Consider the following 18309-nt stretch of genomic DNA (forward strand, 5'->3'; position numbering starts at 1 on the left):
GGGTAGGAGCGGCTTCAGCCGCGATTGCCGTTAGTCGCTAGCCGTTATCGTCCGAGGTCAACGTCGCCAGTTCCTGTTGCAGATCGGTGAGGTGCTCCTGCCAGTAGCGGGGCGACTCGAACCAGGGAAAGGCCGGCGGGAACGCCGGGTCGTCCCAGCGCTGCGCCAGCCAGGCGCTGTGCCGCAGCAGGCGCCGGGTGCGCAGCGGTTCGATCAGACGCCGCTGTTCCCAGGGAAAGGGCAGGAAGGTTTCGTAGCCCTCGGCGAGCACTCGCAGTTGCTGGCGGTTCTCTTGCTCGTCGCCGGAGAGCAGCATCCACAGGTCCTGCATGGCCGGGCCGCGCAGGCTGTCGTCCAGATCCACGAAGTGGGGCAGATCGTCGCGCCACAGGATGTTGCCGGTGTGGCAGTCACCATGCACGTTGATGGCCGGCCAGCCGGCGTCGCCGAGACGCGCCGTCATGGCTTCGAGCAGGGCGGCGGTGACTTCCCGGTAGGGCGCGGCGAAGTTGGGATCGATGACCCCCTGACCGACGTACTCCGCCGCCGCCCGGCTGTCGCCGACGATGTCCAGCACCGGCCGCGCCTGGAACGGCCGGTCGTTGCCGGCGGCGTGCCAGCGCGCCAGGGTGCGGCCCAGCAGGCGAAGGTGGTTGTCGTTGTCGAGTTCCGGGGCGTGGCCGCCCTGGCGCGGGAACACCGCGAAGCGGAAACCGGCGTGCTGGAACAGGGTCTCGCCGTCGCCGTTGGCCAGCGGCGCCACCACCGGCAGCTCCTGGTCACGCAGGAAGCGGCTGAAGCCATGCTCCTCGCGGATCTGGGCGTCGCTCCAGCGGTTCGGCCGGTAGAATTTGGTGACCACCGGCTCGGCGTCCTCCAGCCCCACCTGATAGACCCGGTTCTCGAAGCTGTTCAGGGCCAGCAGGCGGCCGTCCGTGAAGAAGCCGGCGCCGTCCACCGCGTCCAGGATCACGTCCGGCGTCAGATCGTCGAACGGATGACGGGGGGCGCCGGCGTCGCTCATGCCGGCGCCTCGGCGCGGCCCACCCAGATTTCCTCGCCGCGCACTTCCAGGGGCACGGCGGTGAGGGCGTCGCCGCTGCAGGGGCCGGACAGGCAGTGGCCGTTCTCCGGCTCGAACAGGGCGCCGTGGTTGGCGCACACCAGGAAACGGCCTTCGTCGTCCATGAACTGGTCGGGCATGAAGTTCAGCTCGATGCCCAGGTGCGGGCACCAGTTCAGGTAGGCGTGGAACTGGCCGTCGAATTTAACCACCACCACCGCCTGGTCGCCGACCTGGAATTCCCGGGCGCTTTCGTCGGCCACGTCATGCACCGAGCACACCGCCCGCAGATCGTCCCCGCTCATTCGCCCAGTACCTGTCGGCGGATTTCCAGGTGCGCTTCGGCGGGCAGACGCGGGCCGAACTCGCGGATCAGCCGGGCGCAGGCGGTGCTCGCCAGGCGGCCGGCGGTGGGGAAGTCATGGCCCTGGGTGAGGGCGTACAGGAACGCCCCCGCGAACATGTCGCCGGCGCCGTTGGTGTCCACCGGCTTCACCGGTTCCGCTTCCACGTGGTGGGTGTTCTCGCCGTCCCAGAGCAGGGCGCCGCGGGCCCCCAGGGTCATGGCCAGGCCGTTGCAGACCGGTTTGAGGGCTTCCAGGGCCGCTTCCGGGGAATCGGTGCCGGTGAAGCCCAGGGCCTCGGCCTCGTTGCAGAACAGCAGGTCCACGCCGGTGCCCAGCATCTCCACCAGGCCGTCGCGGAACAATTGCACCATGGCCGGGTCGGAAAAGGTCAGCGAGGTTCGCACGCCATGTCGCTCCGCCAGTTCGCGCAGGCGAACGGCGGCGGCGCGGGCGCTGTCGGAACTGACCAGATAGCCTTCCAGGTACACATAGCGGGAGGCGGCGATGGCGTCCTCGTTCAGTTCGCTCTCACCGACGAACTGGGAGATGCCGAGGAAGCTGTTCATGGTGCGTTCCGCGTCCGGAGTGATCATCACCAGGCATTTGCCGGAGGTGCCGGCTTCGCGGTCGCCGTCCATGTTGGTGTCGACGCCGGCGGCGTGCAGGGCGTCCACGAAAAAGGTACCGGTGTCATCATCGGCCACCTTGCAGGCGTAGTAACCGCGGCCGCCGAAGTACCGGGTGGCCACCACGGTGTTACAGGCGGAACCGCCGCAGGTATGGTTATGCGGGTCGGCCTCGCCGGCCAGGGCGTCCAGAAGCTCCTTCTGGCGGGCCTCGTCAACCAGGGTCATCAGCCCCTTGCCCAGGTCCATGCGGGCGAGGAACTCGTCGCTGACCTCGATTTCGGTATCCACCAAGGCGTTGCCGATGGCGTACACGTCGTATTTCTTTTCCATGGGGACTCCGAACTCGCTTGCGAAGGGGCCTATTATGGTGACGCCATCTAACAGTGTAAAACCGGAACGGCGCCCGTAGGCGGTTCACCGGTGTCTCTCTATACTCGCGGCCATGGCGAAGAAAGCGAAAACATCGAAAAAGCGGAAACCCTCCGCGAAGCAGCGGCAACGCCGCTGGTGGAGCTGGCGCTTCATCGGCAAGCTGGCGCTGGTGGGGCTGGTGCTGGCGGCCGCCGGGCTGGTGTATCTGGATGCCTATGTGCGTGACCGTTTCGACAGTCACGTCTGGCAGTTGCCGGCGCGGGTCTATGCCCGGCCGGTGGAGCTCTACCCCGGTCGGGTGCTGTCGCGCAACGACATGCTCAAGCTGCTGGAGCTGATGCGCTACCGGCGCGCCGGCGGCGCGCCCACGCCGGGCAGCTACAGCACCGACGGCAACACCCTGGTGATCCATACCCGCGGGTTCCGCGACAGCGACGGCGGCGAACCCTCGGAGCGCCTGCGGGTATCGTTGAGCGGCGGGCGCATCAGCGCCCTGCGTGGCGGTGACGGCGACTCGGTGGCGCGGCTGGAGCCGCTGCAGATCGGCAGCATCCACCCGGGCCACACCGAGGACCGGGTGTTCGTGCCCCTGGACCGGGTGCCGCCCATGCTGGTGCGGATGCTGATCGCCACCGAGGACCGGGATTTCTACGACCACCACGGCGTTTCCCCACGTGGTCTGGCGCGGGCCATGGTCGCCAACGTCAAGGCCGGCGGCCTGGTGCAGGGCGGCAGCACCCTGACCCAGCAGTTGGTGAAGAACTTCTGGCTCACCCAGGATCGCACCCTGGCCCGCAAGCTGGTGGAAATGCCCATGGCGGTGCTGCTCGAGCTGCATTACAGCAAGGAGCGGATTCTCGAGGCCTACCTGAACGAGGTGTACCTGGGCCAGGACGGCAACCGCGCCATCCATGGCATGGGTTTGGGCGCCCAGTTTTATTTCGGCCGCCCGCTGGAGGAGCTGGAACCTCACCAGCTGGCCACCCTGGTGGCGCTGCTGAAGGGGCCCAGCTACTACGACCCGCGCCGCAACCCGGAGCGCGCCAAGGCGCGCCGGGATATCGTGCTGCGGGTGGCCCGGGACGAAGGCGCCCTCGACGAGCAGGCCTACCAGCGCTACAAGGAGCGCGACCTGGAGGTGGTGCCCCGGGGCGTGTCGCCGTTGTACGCCTTCCCGGCCTTCATTGATCTGGTGCGCCGCCAACTGGCCCGGGATTACCCGCCGGAGGTGCTCGGCGAGGATGGGATGCGCATTCATTCCACCCTGGACGTGCTGGCGCAGCTGGCCTCGGAAAGCGCCCTGCGCGATCACCTCAACCGCATCGACGGTTCCGGCGAACGCCTGAACGGCTCGGTGGTGGTGGTGGCGCCGTCGCAGGGCGACGTGCTGGCGTTGGTGAGCAGTCGCAAACCCCGTGACCATGGTTACAACCGGGCGCTGGACGCGGTGCGGCCGATCGGTTCGCTGGTCAAGCCGGCGGTGATGCTGACCGCCCTGAAACAGCCCAAGCGGTACAGTCTGGCCACGCCGATCCCCGATGAACCGATCAGCGTGCCGATGCCCAACGGCACCACCTGGACGCCGCAGAATTTCAGCGGCGAATCCCACGGCCCGATTCCCTTGTTGGACGCCCTGGTACACTCGCGCAACCAGGCCACCGTGCAACTGGGCATGGAGGTGGGGCCGGGCAAGGTGGTCCGGACCCTGGATCAGCTCGGCGTGCAACGCAAGGTGCCGGCCTACCCCAGCATCCTGCTGGGCAGCATCGACATGACCCCTTTCGAGGTGGCCATGTGGTACCAGCCCCTGGCCACCGGCGGCTTCGCCACGCCGCTGCGTTCGATCACCGACGTGCTCGACAAGGACGGCGAGCCGCTGGCGCGCTACCCGGTGGAAACCCGCGAAGTGATCGATTCCGGCCCGGCCTTCCTGACCCAGTGGGCGATGCAGCAGGTAGTGAACGAGGGCACCGGCCGTGGCGCCCGCAAGGTGCTGCCGCCGGACCTGCGCGTGGCCGGCAAGACCGGCACCAGCGATGAGTACCGCGACGCCTGGTTCGCCGGTTTCTCCGGCAATCACCTGGCGGTGGTGTGGGTGGGCCGCGACAACAACCAGAACGCCCAGGTCACCGGTGCCACCGGGGCGTTGCCGGTGTGGAGCCAGCTGATGTCGTCGCTGCCGCAGACCAGCCTGCCGGAGGCGCCGCCCCCCGGCGTGGAAATGGTGTGGATGGACCCGGCCGGTGACAAGACCAGCGGTGAAGGCTGCGCCGGCGCCCGGCGCTACCCGATGCTGGAAGCCTCGATTCCGGAGAAAAGCGACGGCTGCGGCAGCGTGCGCAAGGCCGGCAAGGGCGTGGTGGACTGGTTCAAGGGTTTGTTCAACTGACCACCGGGGTGGGGCCATGCCGGGAGCATCGCGGCTGAAGTCGCTCCTACGAAGTCGCTCCTACAATGGTGATCGTAGGAGCGGCTTCAGCCGCGATGCTGTTGGCGGGCCGCCTGTTTTTCGAACTCCGCGCGGATCGCCTCGGCGCCGTAGCTGGCCTCCAGGCGCTTCACGGTGAAGTGGCCCAGGGCCATGTCCTGGTAGAAGTCGGTGAACAGCGCGTTCAGGGTGGCGCCGGTGGCGGCGCCGATAATCGGTACCGCCTGGGCCGCCACCTTGTTGGTGATCACCACGCCGAAGCGCTCCGCCACCCGCTCGAGCAAACGCGCCATCCATTTGCCCGCCTGGCTGGACGTCATCAGGTTGGCGGTCTGGCCGGCGCCCTGGCGGGCGGCGATCTCCGCCAGTTCCCGGGACAGCTGGTTCATGGCCTGGGTGGCGAAGCCGCGGGCCATGTAATAGCCGGTCTCCGCCGCGTCGTCCTGGTCCGAGGGGCCGCCCATGGCGAACACTTCCAGGCAGGCGGCCTTGGTGTCCAGGTCGGTGAGGTCGAAGCCCTCGGCCCGGGCCACGTCCGCCACCGCGCGCATCATCAGGGTGGTGGACACCGGCAATTCCGCCAGCAGGGAGGTCAGGCCGAAAGCGCCGCCCACTGCCCCGGATGCCGCCGCGTAGAGTTTGTGCCGGCGGGTCGAGGCGGCGGTGTGGGGCTGGTTGTCCAGGCTCCACAGGGCGGCGTCCACGGCTTTGCCCAGGGCCGTCTCCACGGCGTCGTTGATGCGCTCGGAGGCGGCGGCGGGCAGCCGTTTCACCGCGCCCTCGATGGGCGAGCCGATCAGGTTGGAGAGCCGGGCGGTGACGCTGGGCGCGGTCAGCAGGGCGACGGCCTTTTTCAGCGCCGCGTGGTCCTCGGGATGGTCGCGAATGTCCATGGAATGTCCGGTGTGCTGGTCGGGTCACAACTGTAGCCGTGGCCAACGGCGAGGAAAAGCGGGAGAATCCGCCCATTCCCAGCGATCGCAAAACGAGGACTGCAACGATGCTGCACGGACCGGTTCGATTGATTCTCCTGGCGGCGCTGCTGGCGTCCGGCTGTTCGGTGATGCCGCCGGCGGAGGACGCCCAGACGCCGGTCACCGCCGATACGGAACTGGCTGGCTCGCCGGCGATGTCGCTGCTGGAGCGCGCCGGCCAGGCCCGCGACCAGGGGCGCATGGCCGCCGCCGGCCGTTACCTGGAGCGGGCCCTGACCATGGCCCCCAACTCATCCTGGCTGTACCGGGAACTGGCCCTGCTGCGCCTGGAGGAGGGCGATCCCGGCGCCGCCGAGGGGCTGGCCCGGCGCGCCCTGCGCCTGGCCCCGGACAATGACGATTACCGCGCCGATCTCTGGGAACTGGTGGCCGCCGCCCGCGCCGAACAGGGCGACCCTGAAGGCGCCGACGCGGCCCGTGATCGGGCGGAAAGCCTGCGGCGGGAACGGGCGTGACACCGGCGGTCAAGGCGGCGGAAAAAGCCGGGGTCGATTTCCAGCTGCACGCCTACGAGCATGACCCCCAGGCCGGGAGCTATGGCCGCGAGGCGGCGGAATGCCTGGGGCTGGCCCCGGAACGAGTGTTCAAGACGTTGCTGGCGGAGGTGGACGGCAAGGTCCAGGTGGCCATGGTGCCGGTGGACCACAGCCTGGACCTCAAGGCCCTGGCCCGCGCGGCCGGCGGCAAGAAGGCGGCGATGGTGGACGGTCCCCGGGCGGAACGCCTTACCGGCTATGTGCTGGGCGGGATCAGCCCGCTGGGGCAGAAGAAACGCCTGCCCCTGTGGCTGGATGACAGCGCCCACCGGCAGCCGAGTCTGTACATGAGCGCCGGCCGGCGCGGCCTGGAGATCGAGATGGCGCCGGCGGACCTGCTGGCGCTGACCGGCGGCCGGCTGGCGCCATTGGCGCGCTGACCTTATCGCGGCTGAAGCGGAGCGCCGCCGTGGCTACAGCGCCGCGAACGCCTCCCGCGCCACGTCCAGGGTGGCGTCGATGTCCTCGTCGCTGTGCGCGATGGACACGAAGCCCGCCTCGAAGGCGCTGGGCGCCAGGTAGACGCCGCGATCCAGCATGGCGTTGAAGAAGGTGCCGAAGCGCGCCGGGTCGCAGGCCATCACTTCGTCGAAGCGGGTGATCCGGGTTTGCTCGGTGAAGTAGAGCCCGAACATGCCGCCCGCCCGGGTGGTGTGGAAGGCGATGCCCGCTTCCCGGGCCACCGTGGCCATGCCCTCGGTGAGCTTCTCGGTCTTCGCCGCCAGTTCCTCGTAGAAACCATCGCGGCGCAGTTGCTGGAGCGTGGCCAGGCCGGCGGCCATGGCCACCGGGTTCCCGGACAGGGTGCCGGCCTGGTAGACCGGGCCCAGCGGCGACAGGTGCTCCATGATCGCTTTCTTGCCGCCCAGGGCGCCCACCGGCATGCCGCCGCCGATGATCTTGCCCAGGGTGGTCAGGTCCGGGGTCACGCCGTAGAACGCCTGGGCGCCGCCCAGCGAGACCCGGAAGCCGGTCATCACCTCGTCGAAGATCAGCACCGCGCCGTGCTCGTCGCAGTACTTGCGCAGTGCTTCCAGGAAGCCCTGGGTGGGCGGCACGCAGTTCATGTTGCCGGCCACCGGCTCCACGATCACCGCGGCGATCTGGTCGCCCTGGGCCTTGAACACTTCCTCCAGGCCGCCGGCGTCGTTGTAGTTGAGCGTCAGGGTGTCGTCGGTAACCGCCTTGGGCACGCCCGGGGAACTGGGGGTGCCCAGGGTCAGGGCGCCGGAGCCGGCCTTCACCAACAGGCTGTCCACGTGGCCGTGGTAGCAGCCCTCGAATTTGATGATCTTGTCCCGACCGGTGTAGCCCCGGGCCAGGCGGATGGCGCTCATGGTGGCCTCGGTGCCGGAGTTGACCATGCGCACCATGTCCATGGAGGGCACCAGCTCGCAGACCAGATCCGCCATGTCCACCTCGGCGGCGGTGGGCGCGCCGAAGCTGAGGCCGTCGGTCACCGCTTTCCGCACCGCCTCGCGCACCTGCTCGTTGTTGTGGCCGAGGATCATCGGCCCCCAGGACCCCACGTAGTCCACGTAGCGGTTGTCGTCCTCGTCGTACAGGTAGGGGCCCTCGGCGCGGTGGAAGAACACCGGCGTGCCGCCGACCCCCTTGAAGGCGCGCACCGGGGAGTTCACGCCCCCGGGGATGTGCTGCTGGGCGCGACGGAACAACTGCTCGGATTGCGTGCGACTCATGGGGACTCCTTGGAAGATGATTGCGGCTCTGGGCGGATTCCGCCGCGCGTATTCTACTCCCTGCCCGGAATTCTGTCAGACGGGCATGGCACTTTTCCTACTGGAAGACGGCGCGGTCAGCGCGCAAACAGGCCGGCCAGGCGGCGGGCGGCGGCTTCCACGGCGGCGTCGTCCGGGGCGCCGAACAGGCCGTGAATCACCGCCACCGCGTCGGCGCCGGCCTCGATCAGGGTGCCGGCGTTGTCGGCGTTGACGCCGCCAATGGCCACCAGGGGCTGGCGGAACCGGCGCCGGGCCTCGCGCAGGGTATCCAGGTCCGCCGGTGGCGCCTGGGGCTTGGTGCGCGACGGGAAGAAGCGGCCCAGGGCCAGGTAGTCGGCGCCCTCGTCGGCGGCGTTTCGGGCCAGGTCCAGGCTGCCGTGGCAGGACACGCCGATCAGTTTGTCGCCGCCGAGCAACTGGCGGGCGGCGTCGATGCGGCCGTCGCTCTGACCCAGGTGCACGCCGTCCGCTTCCACTTCGGCGGCCAGGGCCGGGTCGTCGTTGACGATGAACAGGGCGCCGTATTCCTGGCACAGCAGCGCCAGGCGGGCGGCGCGGTGACGGCGGGTGGCGGTGTCGGCGTGTTTGTCTCGGTACTGCAGCATGGCGGCACCGCCACGCAGGGCGGCGGCGCCGGCATCCAGGACCCGTTCACCGGGGCACAGATCCGGGTCGGTGACCGCGTACAGGCCGCGCACGCGATCGGTTTCGGGAGTGCTCATGGCTGGAACCTCCGGTCGGGAACGAATTGGCCGCCGCCGGGGCGCCAGGCGTTGCGCAGGCCCTCGTGGAGCCACGCCTGGGCGGCGCCGGTGGCGTCGTCCAGGGTTTCACCCCGGGCCAGACGGCAGGCCAGGGCGGAGGCCAGGGTGCAGCCGGAGCCGTGGTAGACCTCCGGCAGGCGCGGCCAGTCCCACTGCCGGCGGCGGTCGCCGTGGAACAGATGGTTGCTGACCTGGTCGGTGTCGTCGTGGGTGCCGGTGACCAGTATGGCCCGGCCGGTACGCGCGGTCAGCGCCCGGCCGGCGGCGTCCACGCCGCTCTCGCCGCTGAGCTTCTCCGCTTCGGGCAGGTTGGGCGTGAGCACGGTGGTCAGGGGCGCCAGGCTGTTCAGCATGGCCACGGCCAGGTCGCCCTTGGACAGGCTGCCGCCGGCCTCGGCGGCGAGCACCGGGTCCAGTACCACCGGCACGCCGGGCAGACGCGCCAGCAGGCGGGCGATCCATTCCACCATTTCCACCGAGCCGGTCATGCCGATCTTCACCGCCTGGTAGTCGTAGTCGGCGAGCAGGGCGTCCGCCTGGCGCTCCAGCAGCTCGATGGGCGTGAGCTGGAAGCCGGTGACGTTGCGGCTGTTCTGCACCGTCAGGGCGGTGATCAGGGTGCTGGCGAAGCCGCCCTGGCCGTGGATCGCTTCGATGTCGGCGTGGATGCCGGCGCCCCCGGAGGGGTCATGGCCGGCGATCACCAGAATGTTGGGTTTCATCGTGGGCTCCCGTGGTCGCCGTTCAGAAGGGCCGCACCACCACCAGGATAACAATGGCGATCAGCAACAACACCGGGATTTCATTGAACACCCGGTAGAATTTGTGGCTCTTGGTGTTGGCGTCGGCGGCGAACTTTTTCAAATAGGCCAGGCACACGTGGTGGTAGCCGATCAGCAGCACCACCAGGGCCAGCTTGGCGTGCATCCAGCCCTGGGTCTTGTAGTAGTCCCAACGCAGGATCAGCATCCACAGGCCCAGAACCACGGTGGCGATCATGGACGGGTTCATGATGCCCCGGTAGAGCTTGCGCTCCATGATCTTGAAGCGCTCGCGGCCGGCCTGGTCTTCGGCCATGGCGTGGTAAACGAACAGCCGGGGCAGGTAGAAGATGCCCGCGAACCAGCAGATCACGGCGATAATGTGGAAGGCTTTCAGCCACAGCATAGGGCGGGTCTCCGGCGCGCGCCGGCGGGGCCGGCGTAGAGGTTGCTTACAAGTTGATCGGGGCGCGGCATTGGAGTGTTGCCGCTCCGGGGGGCTATACTAAAGCCGTCCGTAATTGATCCCAACATTCTTTCCTGCCCGATCGCCCGCGCGGCGGTCTCGCAAGCGCGGCCTCGCCGAGCCGCCCGACCCGAACAAAGAGGAGTGCCGTGAACAAGCCAAAGCGCGCCAGCCGTCTGCTGCGATACTACCTGTTTCGCACCCGGCGTCTGACTCGCAGGCAGCTCGGGACTCTGGAAGACTGGAAAATGCGGGTGGTGTTCTGGATCGGCGCCTTGCTGGTGGGCCTGATCACGGTGGGGTTCGCCTGGGTGGCGGAGTATTGCGCCAGCCTGTTTTTCCAGATGCAGCAGCGCTCCGCGTTGCTGCCGATCCTGGTCACGCCGCTGGGCATGCTGCTGGTGGTGGCGGTGATGCGCCGCACCGGTCCGGAGTCCCAGGGCAGTGGTATCCCCCAGGTGCTGGTCGTTCTCAAGCAACGCTATCACTGGTTGCGGCCCACCTTTCTTTCCTTCCGCGTGATCCTGATGAAGTTCGCGCTCACCTGCGTGGGCCTGCTCAGCGGCGCCAGCATCGGCCGCGAGGGGCCGAGCGTGCACATGGGCGCCGCCATGATGTATTCCGTGGGGCGCATCGGCCGGCTGCAGCAGAAGTACGTGGATACCTCGCTGATCGTGGCCGGCGGCGCCGCCGGCGTGTCGGCGGCGTTCAACGCGCCCTTGGCGGGGATCGTGTTCGCCATCGAGGAACTGGCCGGCTCCTTCGAACAGCGCACCAGCGGTACCCTGATCCTGGCGATCATTCTTTCCGGGGTGGTGGTGCTGGCCATCGCCGGCCACTACAGCTTCTTCGGCCACCCCCAGGGCACCCTGGACATCACCCGGGACTGGCTGGCCATTGGCGTGGCGGCTCTGGTCTGCGGCCTGCTGGGTGGTGCCTTCAGCCGCATGCTGATCGCCGGCAGCCGCTTTCTCTCGCCCTATGCCCGCCGCCACCCCTACCGGGTGGTGCTGCTGTGCGCCCTGGTGGTGGTGTTCCTGGGCCTGGTCACCGGCGGTGCCACCTACGGCAGCGGCTACGAACAGGCGCGGCATCTGCTCACCGAGGAGGCCCAGGGCGACTGGACCTTCCCCCTGGCCAAGATGGCCGCCACCCTGGTGTCCTATTTCACCGGCATCCCGGGCGGGCTGTTTTCCCCCAGCCTGGCCGCCGGCGCCGGGGTCGGCAACGTGCTTGGTGGCTTGTTTCCGGGCATTTCCGTGGTCGGGCTCACCCTGGTGGCCATGGCCGCCTTCCTGGCGGCGGTGATCCAGCGGCCGATCACCTCCTTCGTGATCGTCATGGAGCTCACCGGCAATCGCCACGATATCCTGTTGCCGTTGATGGCCGGCGCCTTCCTGGCGGCGGCGGTGTCCAAGATCGTCTGGTTGCGCCCGCTTTACGACTCCCTGGCGGACCGGCTTCAGGAAGGCGAGGGCATGGCCCTGGACCGCGCCCGGGTGGTGGGCACCGACGGCGGCGAGGAAAAGCGCTGAGTTGCCGGTCTTGCTGGCGGTGCCTATCATTCGGGTTTTCCCGAGCAACCCAGTGATGGAGTCCCGGTCTATGGCCCAGGTGGCGGCAAGGCTTGAAGAGGATAGGGCGATCGCGGGCGGCGCCGGCCGCGGCGGAGCCCCGTCCTGATGGCTCGCCGCGACCGCCCCCGCGCCGGCGTCGATGACGTGGTGCTGATGCCGGTGAGCCCCTCCCGGCAGCGGCGCCGGCTGGCGCTGGCCACGATCCTGGCGATCCTGGCCGTGCTGATCGCCTTCGGCGCCGGTATCTGGCTGGGACAGGGCGGCGCCCTGGACCAGGACCGCCGCAACCAGACCCTGCGCGCCGACCTCGAAGAGGCCCGCGACAAGCTCGCCAGCGCCCGCCATGATCTGGCCCGTTTCCGCGCCGACGCCGAGGTGTCCGACCAGGCCGGCGAACAGTTGCGCCAGGAGATTCGCGGCCTGCGTGACCAGGCGGCGGAGCTGGAAGAGGCGGTGGCGTTCTACAAGAACGTGATGTCGCCGGGCACCGTGGATCAGCCCCTGCAGGTGCAGAAGTTCGAGGTGGTGCCCGCCGACGGCGAGCGTCGCTTCCGTTACCGTTTGATCCTGATCCAGGCCGGCGGCGACAACCGGGGCTACCTGTCCGGGAATGTCAGTTTGCGGCTCAAGGGCACCCGGGACGGCGAGGCGGTGACCCTGGAGACGGACGATCTGCTCGACGAGAACAGCGATTTGCGTTTCCGGTTCCGTTATTTCCAGGAACTTTCCGGTACCCTGACGGTGCCGGAGGCGCTGCAGGTGAGCGCGCTGGAAATGACCGCGCGCGCCACCGGCGGCCGGCGGGCGGAAGTGACCCAGAGTCTGCCATGGTGATGGGCTGGCTCCGCCCTCAGCGAAACCGACCGACAAGCAGGAGAGAGCAGGTGAGGCGAGACAAGAAAAACGCGGGTGGTCAGCAGAATTTCCGTGACCACACCCTGATCGCCCCCAGTGCCCGCATCGTGGGGGACATCGAGTTCAACGGCGGTCTGCACGTCCAGGGGGAAGTGGACGGCAACATCACCGTCGGCGAACAAGGGGGCCAGTTGGTGATCGGCGAAAGCGGCGTGGTGCGCGGCGAGATCCGGGTTCCCCGCATCACCATCAACGGCCGGGTGGAGGGCGACGTGAACGCCACCGAGCACCTGGAGCTGGCCGACAAGGCCCAGGTGGAAGGCAATGTCTTCTACGTGATGATCGAAATGCTCATGGGCGCCCGGGTCAACGGCAAGCTGGTGCGTCTGGACGACGAGCGCCGCAATCTGCCCGCGCCGGAAAAGCCCGGTGCCACGGCGGACGGCGACGGTCCGGCGCCGGAGAATTCTTGACTGTAACACTCGGGTATTGGACCATGAGCGGGTGATAGCAGTTCAGACCGACATGAGCGATTCCAGTCCCATCATTCTGACCGAACGGGCCGCCGCCAAGGTGCGCGAGCTCCGTGACGACGAGGGCAACCCCAACCTCAAGCTGCGGGTGTACATCACCGGCGGTGGCTGCGCGGGGTTTTCCTACGGGTTTACCTTCGACGAGGCCGTCAACGAGGACGACACCTCCGTGGACCGCGAGGGCGTGACCCTGCTGGTGGACGCCATGAGCATCCAGTACCTGGATGGCTCCGAGGTGGACTACGAGCAGGGGCTGATGGGCTCCCGGTTCATCGTCAACAATCCCAACGCGGCCACCACCTGTGGCTGTGGTTCCTCCTTCTCGGTATGATCGGGGGAACCGTCGCCGTCATCTAACGGTCATCAAAGTATCAGAGGATTGTCGTCAACGGCACGGAAGCTGGAGGACATGATGATACAGCGACCTTCACTACAGCGTATGACCGCCGCCGATACCCGCGCCATCTGCTGGTTGTTGCGGCAGCCCCGGGCGGCGCATCGCGCGCAACTGGCCCGTGGTATCTCCCGCCTCGGCGACGGCCCTTTCTACGTGTTTCTGATTCTGGTGGTCTGGTTGCTGGACCGTGCCCACGGCGCCCAGTTCGCCCTGGCGGCGGTGATCGCCTACGGGCTGGAAGTGCCGGCCTTCATGGCGCTCAAGAATCTGATCAAGCGCCCCCGGCCGGCGGACATGGATGAGTCCCTGTGCGTCTTCCTGCAGCCCGCCGACCGCTTCAGCTTCCCCTCCGGCCACACCGCCGCGGCTTTCGTGATGGCCACGCTCATGGGCGTGTTCTATCCGGTGGCGGCCACGGTGGCACTGGCGTTCGCCATGCTGGTGGGGCTCTCCCGGGTGCTGCTCGGGGTGCACTATCCCTCCGACATCGGCGCCGGCGCCCTGCTCGGCGCGGTCTGCGCCCTGGCCGGCACGCTGTTCGTCTAGGGGAGCTAATCCGGCAGGGTCAGACGTCCCAGCACCGCCGGCCGGCGGGCGCCGGTGACCGCCGGCGCGTTGCCCGGCACTCTTTCCCACCAGACCCAGGCCAGCCAGGCGAAGGCGGTCGCTTCCACCCGGTCCGGGGCCAGACCGGCCACGTCCGTGCTTTCCACCGCCAGGCCCAGCCGCCGCGACAGGCGGTTCATCAGGTCCCGGTTGTGGGCGCCGCCGCCACACACCAGTAGCCGCCGCGGGGCGAAGTCCGCCAGGGCGTCGGCCACGGTGCGCGCGGTGAGCTCCGCCAGGGTCGCCTGTACGTCCCGGGGCGCCGGCGCTTCGCGCAGGAAAGGCGTCAGCCAGTCCAGATGGAAATACTCCCGGCCGGTGCTTTTCGGCGGTGGCCGGTGGAAGTAGGCATCCGCCAGCAGGGCGTCCAGCAGGTCCGGCAGCACCTGGCCGCCGGCGGCCCAGGCGCCGTCCCGATCGAAGGCCCCGCCCTGGTGGCGCCGGTACCAGAGGTCCAGCAGGGTATTGGCCGGGCCGGTGTCGAAGCCGCCGGTCAAGGTCCCCCGGTCGAGCAGGCTGACATTGGCGATGCCGCCCAGGTTGAGCACCGCCACGCGGCGCTCGGGGTCGGCGAACAGGTGCTCGTGGAAGCGGGGCGCCAGAGGCGCGCCTTGACCGCCCAGCACCATGTCCTTGTTGCGGAAATCGTGGATCACCGGGATGCCGGTGGCCGTGGCCAGGGTGTCCGGACAGCCCAGTTGCAGGCTGAAGCCGTCGGTGCCGGGCCGGTGGCGCACGGTCTGGCCGTGGCTGCCGATCGCCGTGACCCGTGACGGCGCCACGTCGGCGCGCTCCAGCAGCGCCGTCACCGCGTCGGCGTAGAGCCGGCCCAGTGCCCGGTGGCAGGGGCCGGCGCGGTCGATTTCGTCGGCGCCGGGTCGGGTCAGGGCCAGCAGGGTGTCGCGCAGGTCGGTGGGAAGCGGGGCGTTGTGGTGGGCGAGCAACTCCACGCGGTGCTCGCCGAAGCGGGCCAGGACGGCGTCCACGCCGTCCAGGCTGGTGCCGGTCATCAGACCGGCGAACAGGCCCTCAGAGGACATTGCTGCTGGCCAGGGTGGCGGCCTCGGCGAACAAGGTCATTTGCGCCTCGAGCCGCTTGGCCCGCACCAGGAACTGGGGTTTCTCGTTGTCGGTGACGCTTTGCGCCTTGGGCAGCGGCACGGTCTGCGGGTTGCGGTGCACGCCGTCGACCCGAAACTCATAGTGCAAGTGTGGGCCGGTGGCCAGGCCGGACATGCCCACGTAGCCGATGGTCTGGCCCTGGTTCACCCGGCTGCCCACGCGGATGCCTCGGGCGAAACCGCGCATGTGCGCGTACAGGGTGGAGTAGCGCTGGCCGTGCTTGAGAATCAGCACGTTGCCGTAGCCGCCCTTGACCCCGGCGAAGATCACCTTGCCCTTGCCGGCGGCCTTGATCGGCGTGCCGCTGGGGGCGGCGTAGTCGATGCCACGGTGGGCGCGCACCTTGTTCAGAATCGGGTGCTTGCGGCCCAGGCTGAAACGGGAGCTGATCCGCGAGAAGGCCACCGGGGTGCGGATGAACTCCTTGCGCATGGAGCGCCCTTCGCTGTCGAAGTAGTCGGCGTCGCCGGAGCGGGTCTCGAAGCGGTAGGCGGTGAGATGCCGGCCCTGGGTCCAGAACTCCGCCGCCAGGATGTTGCCCACGCCGACTTTCTCGCCGTCCAGATAGAGCTCCTCGTAGAGCACCCGAAAGCGGTCGCCGTTGCGGATGTCGAGCACGAAGTCGATGTCCCAGCCGAAGATGTTGGCCAGTTGCATGGTGAGATTGTCGCTCATGCCGGCGGCGTGGCCGGCCAGGAACAGGGAATTGTCGATGGTCGCCTCGGCGAAGCGCACCCGGCGCTGGTATTCCCGGGTCTCGCTTTTCACCTGCCAGCGACCGTCGTCGCCCAGGGTGGCCTTCACCGTCTGCACCCGGGTGGGGTGGTAACGCAGGGCGTTGAGTTCGCCCTGGTCGTCCAGGGTGATGCCCAGGGTCTCGCCGGGACGGATGCGGGCCAGGGCCGCCAGGCGGTCGTCGCCGTTCACCAGGCGGTGCACCTGGGCGGCGGTGACGCCGTGCTCCTGGAGCAAGGCGGACAGGGTGTCGCCGGATTGCACTTCCAGCTCAATCCAGTCCGGCTCCGGGGCCACCGGCGCGGGCCGCGCGGGGGCGGGCGTCGGCGCCGTCTCTCGGGCCGCCACCGGGCGCGCCTCGGCGCCGGCTTCGGCGCGGGGCTCCGGTTTCGGCAGGGTCACGGTCTGGCTGCGCTGGGAATGGCTTTCGCCGGATTCCGGGCTCAAGGCCATGGCGACCACGGTGATGGCCAGGACGGCGGACAGGGCGAGATGCAAACGGGGAAATCGGCGCACCATGCGGCCGAGGGCGGAAAAATTCATGCTCATCTGGTCGCTACACTCTGAGGTGGCCGCCTGGGGCATTGATGGCGGGCCTCCGGTTGTACGGGATGGGGAGGTCCCTTGAATTGCAGCAAAGATACCCGCCTTCTACGGGCGCCTTCAAGTGCTACAATAGCCAGCTTTTCCGGGCCTCGCGGTCCCGGCGGATGCCTGGTGTGACCGCCGTGGGGCGGCCGGGTTCCCTGTCAGTCTGGTGGCGCCGCGCGCGACGGCGTCCCGTGAATCGAGGTGGTAATGGTCAAGGTGGAAGAGCAAATGGCGCTGCTGTCGCGCGGCGCCGATGAAATCATCCAGGAAGACGAACTGCGCGAACGCATCGCCAGCGGTCGGCCGCTGCGGGTGAAGGCGGGGTTCGACCCCACCGCGCCGGATCTGCACCTGGGGCACACGGTGCTGATCAACAAGCTGCGCCAGTTCCAGGAGCTGGGCCATCACGTCATGTTCCTGATCGGTGACTTCACCGGCATGATCGGCGACCCCACCGGCAAGAGCGCCACCCGCCCGCCGCTCAGCCCCGAGGACATCAAGCGCAACGCTGAGACCTACAAGGAGCAGGTGTTCAAGATCCTCGATCCGGACAAGACCGAGGTGGTGTTCAACTCCACCTGGATGAACGAGGTGGGCGCCGCCGGCATGATCAAGCTGGCCGGCCAGTACACCGTGGCGCGCATGCTCGAGCGCGACGACTTCGACAAGCGCTACCGGGCCAATCAGTCCATCGCCATCCACGAATTCCTCTACCCCCTGGTGCAGGGCTATGACTCCGTGGCCATGGAGGCGGACGTGGAGCTGGGCGGTACCGACCAGAAATTCAATCTGCTGATGGGGCGCACCCTGCAGAAAGCCCACGGCCAGGCGCCGCAGATCTGCCTGACCATGCCGATCCTGGAAGGGCTGGACGGGGTGCAGAAGATGTCCAAGTCCCTGAAGAACTACGTCGGCGTCAACGACGCCCCGGGGGAGATGTTCCGCAAGCTGCTGTCGATTCCGGACGATCTCACCTGGCGCTACTACGAACTGCTCAGCGGCCTGTCCAATGAAGCGCTGGCGGAGCGCAAGGCGGAGGCGGAGCGGCTGGGCAGCCCCCAGGAGGCGAAGAAGGCCTTCGCCCTGGAAATGGTCACCCGCTTTCATGGCGAAGAGGCGGCCCGGGCCGCGCCATCCTCCGCGGGCAACATCACCGCCCTCGGCGAGATCCCGGACAACGTGCCGGAGGTGGAGGTGGTGCTCGAGGAGGGCGACGACATTCACGTGGTGCCGCTGCTGCGTCTGGCCGGTCTGGCCCAGAACGGCAAGGCCGCCAAGGACGTGTTCGGCCGGGGCGCGGTCTATGTGGATGGCCACCAGCTTACCGAGGAGCGGACCTTCGCGCGCGGCGAGCGCCCGGTGATCCAGGCGGGCAAAAAGAAGATTGCCCGGGTTATAATCAAGTAAATCAAGAGGTTGTGTGATTTCCTGGCCCTTGGCGGGCGGGCCGGGCTGGCTGAAATCTGAGCGACCGGAAAGAATTTCGAGAAAAGCTCGGAAAAAAGGTTTGACAGGTCCGGCCCGATCCGTAGAATGCGCACTCCTCGACGGGGCAACGACGCAAGACGCCGAACGCTCCGCGGCTCTTTAACAATCAGGCAAGCAAACGTGTGGGACCTGTTCGGAGTTGGGTGTCTTAAGAGATATCGGCTTTGAACAAGTCAACCTAGTTGAATTGTTTCGAGCTGAGCTAGTATTAAGTGCGCAGGCACTTTAAAGACTTTTCTTAACTGAAGAGTTTGATCATGGCTCAGATTGAACGCTGGCGGCAGGCCTAACACATGCAAGTC

19 protein-coding genes and 1 rRNA gene are annotated in these 18309 nt (G+C 68.1%); 10 read left to right on the forward strand and 10 right to left on the reverse strand.

The window, feature by feature from the left end; genetic code table 11:
- Positions 1-37 precede the first annotated feature (37 nt).
- The 3 genes from HMJ39_RS09995 to HMJ39_RS10005 are packed head-to-tail and all read right to left on the reverse strand — an operon-like array spanning position 38 to position 2369.
- On the reverse strand, positions 38-1024 hold the full coding sequence (locus HMJ39_RS09995; protein ID WP_194297196.1) for a serine/threonine protein kinase: 987 nt from the start codon (positions 1022-1024) through the stop codon (positions 38-40).
- On the reverse strand, positions 1021-1368 hold the full coding sequence (locus HMJ39_RS10000) for a Rieske (2Fe-2S) protein (RefSeq protein WP_228462271.1): 348 nt from the start codon (positions 1366-1368) through the stop codon (positions 1021-1023). Before HMJ39_RS10000 ends, HMJ39_RS09995 begins: the two co-directional genes overlap by 4 nt.
- Positions 1365-2369, reverse strand: coding sequence for an adenosine kinase (locus HMJ39_RS10005; protein WP_194297197.1), 1005 nt, complete (start codon positions 2367-2369; stop codon positions 1365-1367). The genes HMJ39_RS10000 and HMJ39_RS10005 overlap by 4 nt, the downstream gene beginning before the upstream one ends.
- Before the next feature lie 112 nt (positions 2370-2481).
- On the opposite strand from HMJ39_RS10005, the gene mrcB reads away from it, so the two are divergent.
- Positions 2482-4800 carry a penicillin-binding protein 1B gene (gene mrcB, locus HMJ39_RS10010; RefSeq protein ID WP_194297198.1) on the forward strand — a complete coding sequence of 773 codons (2319 nt, stop codon included), beginning with the start codon at positions 2482-2484 and terminating at the stop codon, positions 4798-4800.
- Positions 4801-4886: 86 nt separating this feature from the next.
- Here mrcB and HMJ39_RS10015 read toward each other — a convergent pair whose 3' ends face one another.
- Positions 4887-5732, reverse strand: coding sequence for an EcsC family protein (locus HMJ39_RS10015; protein ID WP_194297199.1), 846 nt, complete (start codon positions 5730-5732; stop codon positions 4887-4889).
- A gap of 107 nt (positions 5733-5839) precedes the next feature.
- Here HMJ39_RS10015 and HMJ39_RS10020 point away from each other — a divergent pair, with 107 nt between their 5' ends.
- Positions 5840-6289 carry a tetratricopeptide repeat protein gene (locus HMJ39_RS10020; RefSeq protein ID WP_161385560.1) on the forward strand — a complete coding sequence of 150 codons (450 nt, stop codon included), beginning with the start codon at positions 5840-5842 and terminating at the stop codon, positions 6287-6289.
- Positions 6286-6750 carry a Cys-tRNA(Pro) deacylase gene (gene ybaK / locus HMJ39_RS10025; RefSeq protein WP_194297200.1) on the forward strand — a complete coding sequence of 155 codons (465 nt, stop codon included), beginning with the start codon at positions 6286-6288 and terminating at the stop codon, positions 6748-6750. The genes HMJ39_RS10020 and ybaK overlap by 4 nt, the downstream gene beginning before the upstream one ends.
- Before the next feature lie 33 nt (positions 6751-6783).
- Here ybaK and hemL read toward each other — a convergent pair whose 3' ends face one another.
- The 4 genes from hemL to hemJ all read right to left on the reverse strand — a co-directional run bounded on the left by hemL (position 6784) and on the right by hemJ (position 10043).
- On the reverse strand, positions 6784-8070 hold the full coding sequence (gene hemL, locus HMJ39_RS10030; protein WP_194297201.1) for a glutamate-1-semialdehyde 2,1-aminomutase: 1287 nt from the start codon (positions 8068-8070) through the stop codon (positions 6784-6786).
- 116 nt (positions 8071-8186) lie between these two features.
- Complete coding sequence (gene thiE, locus HMJ39_RS10035; RefSeq protein ID WP_194297202.1) at positions 8187-8834, reverse strand: thiamine phosphate synthase; 648 nt, start codon at positions 8832-8834, stop codon at positions 8187-8189.
- The gene (thiD, locus tag HMJ39_RS10040) at positions 8831-9598 is read right to left on the reverse strand and encodes a bifunctional hydroxymethylpyrimidine kinase/phosphomethylpyrimidine kinase (protein ID WP_194297203.1); all 768 of its coding nucleotides are present in this window, start codon (positions 9596-9598) and stop codon (positions 8831-8833) included. The genes thiE and thiD overlap by 4 nt, the downstream gene beginning before the upstream one ends.
- A gap of 22 nt (positions 9599-9620) precedes the next feature.
- Positions 9621-10043: a protoporphyrinogen oxidase HemJ gene (hemJ, locus tag HMJ39_RS10045; RefSeq protein WP_194297204.1), complete on the reverse strand. Its 423-nt coding sequence runs from the start codon at positions 10041-10043 to the stop codon at positions 9621-9623.
- Between the two features lie 209 nt (positions 10044-10252).
- Between hemJ and HMJ39_RS10050 the strand changes: the two genes are divergently transcribed.
- The 5 genes from HMJ39_RS10050 to HMJ39_RS10070 all read left to right on the forward strand — a co-directional run bounded on the left by HMJ39_RS10050 (position 10253) and on the right by HMJ39_RS10070 (position 14011).
- On the forward strand, positions 10253-11638 hold the full coding sequence (locus HMJ39_RS10050) for a chloride channel protein (RefSeq protein ID WP_161385554.1): 1386 nt from the start codon (positions 10253-10255) through the stop codon (positions 11636-11638).
- 147 nt (positions 11639-11785) lie between these two features.
- Positions 11786-12514 (forward strand): DUF6776 family protein, encoded by a 729-nt coding sequence (locus tag HMJ39_RS10055; protein ID WP_161385553.1) that lies wholly within the window; start codon positions 11786-11788, stop codon positions 12512-12514.
- A gap of 50 nt (positions 12515-12564) precedes the next feature.
- Positions 12565-13008, forward strand: coding sequence for a bactofilin family protein (locus HMJ39_RS10060; RefSeq protein ID WP_256245739.1), 444 nt, complete (start codon positions 12565-12567; stop codon positions 13006-13008).
- Between the two features lie 52 nt (positions 13009-13060).
- Complete coding sequence (erpA, locus tag HMJ39_RS10065) at positions 13061-13399, forward strand: iron-sulfur cluster insertion protein ErpA (protein ID WP_161385552.1); 339 nt, start codon at positions 13061-13063, stop codon at positions 13397-13399.
- Positions 13400-13477: 78 nt separating this feature from the next.
- Positions 13478-14011 carry a phosphatase PAP2 family protein gene (locus HMJ39_RS10070; RefSeq protein ID WP_228462272.1) on the forward strand — a complete coding sequence of 178 codons (534 nt, stop codon included), beginning with the start codon at positions 13478-13480 and terminating at the stop codon, positions 14009-14011.
- Between the two features lie 5 nt (positions 14012-14016).
- On the opposite strand, the gene HMJ39_RS10075 is transcribed toward HMJ39_RS10070, so the two are convergent.
- Together HMJ39_RS10075 and HMJ39_RS10080 are read right to left on the reverse strand one after the other, a co-directional pair.
- Positions 14017-15111: an anhydro-N-acetylmuramic acid kinase gene (locus HMJ39_RS10075; RefSeq protein WP_194297205.1), complete on the reverse strand. Its 1095-nt coding sequence runs from the start codon at positions 15109-15111 to the stop codon at positions 14017-14019.
- On the reverse strand, positions 15101-16477 hold the full coding sequence (locus HMJ39_RS10080; protein ID WP_194297206.1) for an OapA family protein: 1377 nt from the start codon (positions 16475-16477) through the stop codon (positions 15101-15103). Before HMJ39_RS10080 ends, HMJ39_RS10075 begins: the two co-directional genes overlap by 11 nt.
- Positions 16478-16726: 249 nt before the next feature.
- Here HMJ39_RS10080 and tyrS point away from each other — a divergent pair, with 249 nt between their 5' ends.
- Both tyrS and HMJ39_RS10090 read left to right on the forward strand, forming a co-directional pair.
- Complete coding sequence (gene tyrS, locus HMJ39_RS10085) at positions 16727-17926, forward strand: tyrosine--tRNA ligase (RefSeq protein WP_194297207.1); 1200 nt, start codon at positions 16727-16729, stop codon at positions 17924-17926.
- A 320-nt stretch (positions 17927-18246) separates the two neighbouring features.
- Positions 18247-18309 (forward strand): 16S ribosomal RNA (locus tag HMJ39_RS10090); the annotation flags it as partial.

Source organism: Alloalcanivorax profundimaris, assembly GCF_015265435.1.
Classification (GTDB): domain Bacteria; phylum Pseudomonadota; class Gammaproteobacteria; order Pseudomonadales; family Alcanivoracaceae; genus Alloalcanivorax; species Alloalcanivorax profundimaris.

Excerpts from the sequence above, each read along its gene's own strand:
- HMJ39_RS10015 (WP_194297199.1), bottom strand. The coding sequence starts at position 5,732 with ATGGACATTCGCGACCATCCCGAGGACCACGCGGCGCTGAAAAAGGCC.
- HMJ39_RS10005 (WP_194297197.1), bottom strand. The coding sequence starts at position 2,369 with ATGGAAAAGAAATACGACGTGTACGCCATCGGCAACGCCTTGGTGGAT.
- HMJ39_RS10080 (WP_194297206.1), bottom strand. The coding sequence starts at position 16,477 with ATGAGCATGAATTTTTCCGCCCTCGGCCGCATGGTGCGCCGATTTCCC.
- HMJ39_RS10075 (WP_194297205.1), bottom strand. The coding sequence starts at position 15,111 with ATGTCCTCTGAGGGCCTGTTCGCCGGTCTGATGACCGGCACCAGCCTG.
- HMJ39_RS10055 (WP_161385553.1), top strand. The coding sequence starts at position 11,786 with ATGGCTCGCCGCGACCGCCCCCGCGCCGGCGTCGATGACGTGGTGCTG.
- thiD (WP_194297203.1), bottom strand. The coding sequence starts at position 9,598 with ATGAAACCCAACATTCTGGTGATCGCCGGCCATGACCCCTCCGGGGGC.
- hemJ (WP_194297204.1), bottom strand. The coding sequence starts at position 10,043 with ATGCTGTGGCTGAAAGCCTTCCACATTATCGCCGTGATCTGCTGGTTC.
- mrcB (WP_194297198.1), top strand. The coding sequence starts at position 2,482 with ATGGCGAAGAAAGCGAAAACATCGAAAAAGCGGAAACCCTCCGCGAAG.
- HMJ39_RS10070 (WP_228462272.1), top strand. The coding sequence starts at position 13,478 with ATGATGATACAGCGACCTTCACTACAGCGTATGACCGCCGCCGATACC.
- HMJ39_RS10020 (WP_161385560.1), top strand. The coding sequence starts at position 5,840 with ATGCTGCACGGACCGGTTCGATTGATTCTCCTGGCGGCGCTGCTGGCG.
- thiE (WP_194297202.1), bottom strand. The coding sequence starts at position 8,834 with ATGAGCACTCCCGAAACCGATCGCGTGCGCGGCCTGTACGCGGTCACC.
- hemL (WP_194297201.1), bottom strand. The coding sequence starts at position 8,070 with ATGAGTCGCACGCAATCCGAGCAGTTGTTCCGTCGCGCCCAGCAGCAC.
- tyrS (WP_194297207.1), top strand. The coding sequence starts at position 16,727 with ATGGTCAAGGTGGAAGAGCAAATGGCGCTGCTGTCGCGCGGCGCCGAT.
- HMJ39_RS10000 (WP_228462271.1), bottom strand. The coding sequence starts at position 1,368 with ATGAGCGGGGACGATCTGCGGGCGGTGTGCTCGGTGCATGACGTGGCC.
- HMJ39_RS09995 (WP_194297196.1), bottom strand. The coding sequence starts at position 1,024 with ATGAGCGACGCCGGCGCCCCCCGTCATCCGTTCGACGATCTGACGCCG.
- erpA (WP_161385552.1), top strand. The coding sequence starts at position 13,061 with ATGAGCGATTCCAGTCCCATCATTCTGACCGAACGGGCCGCCGCCAAG.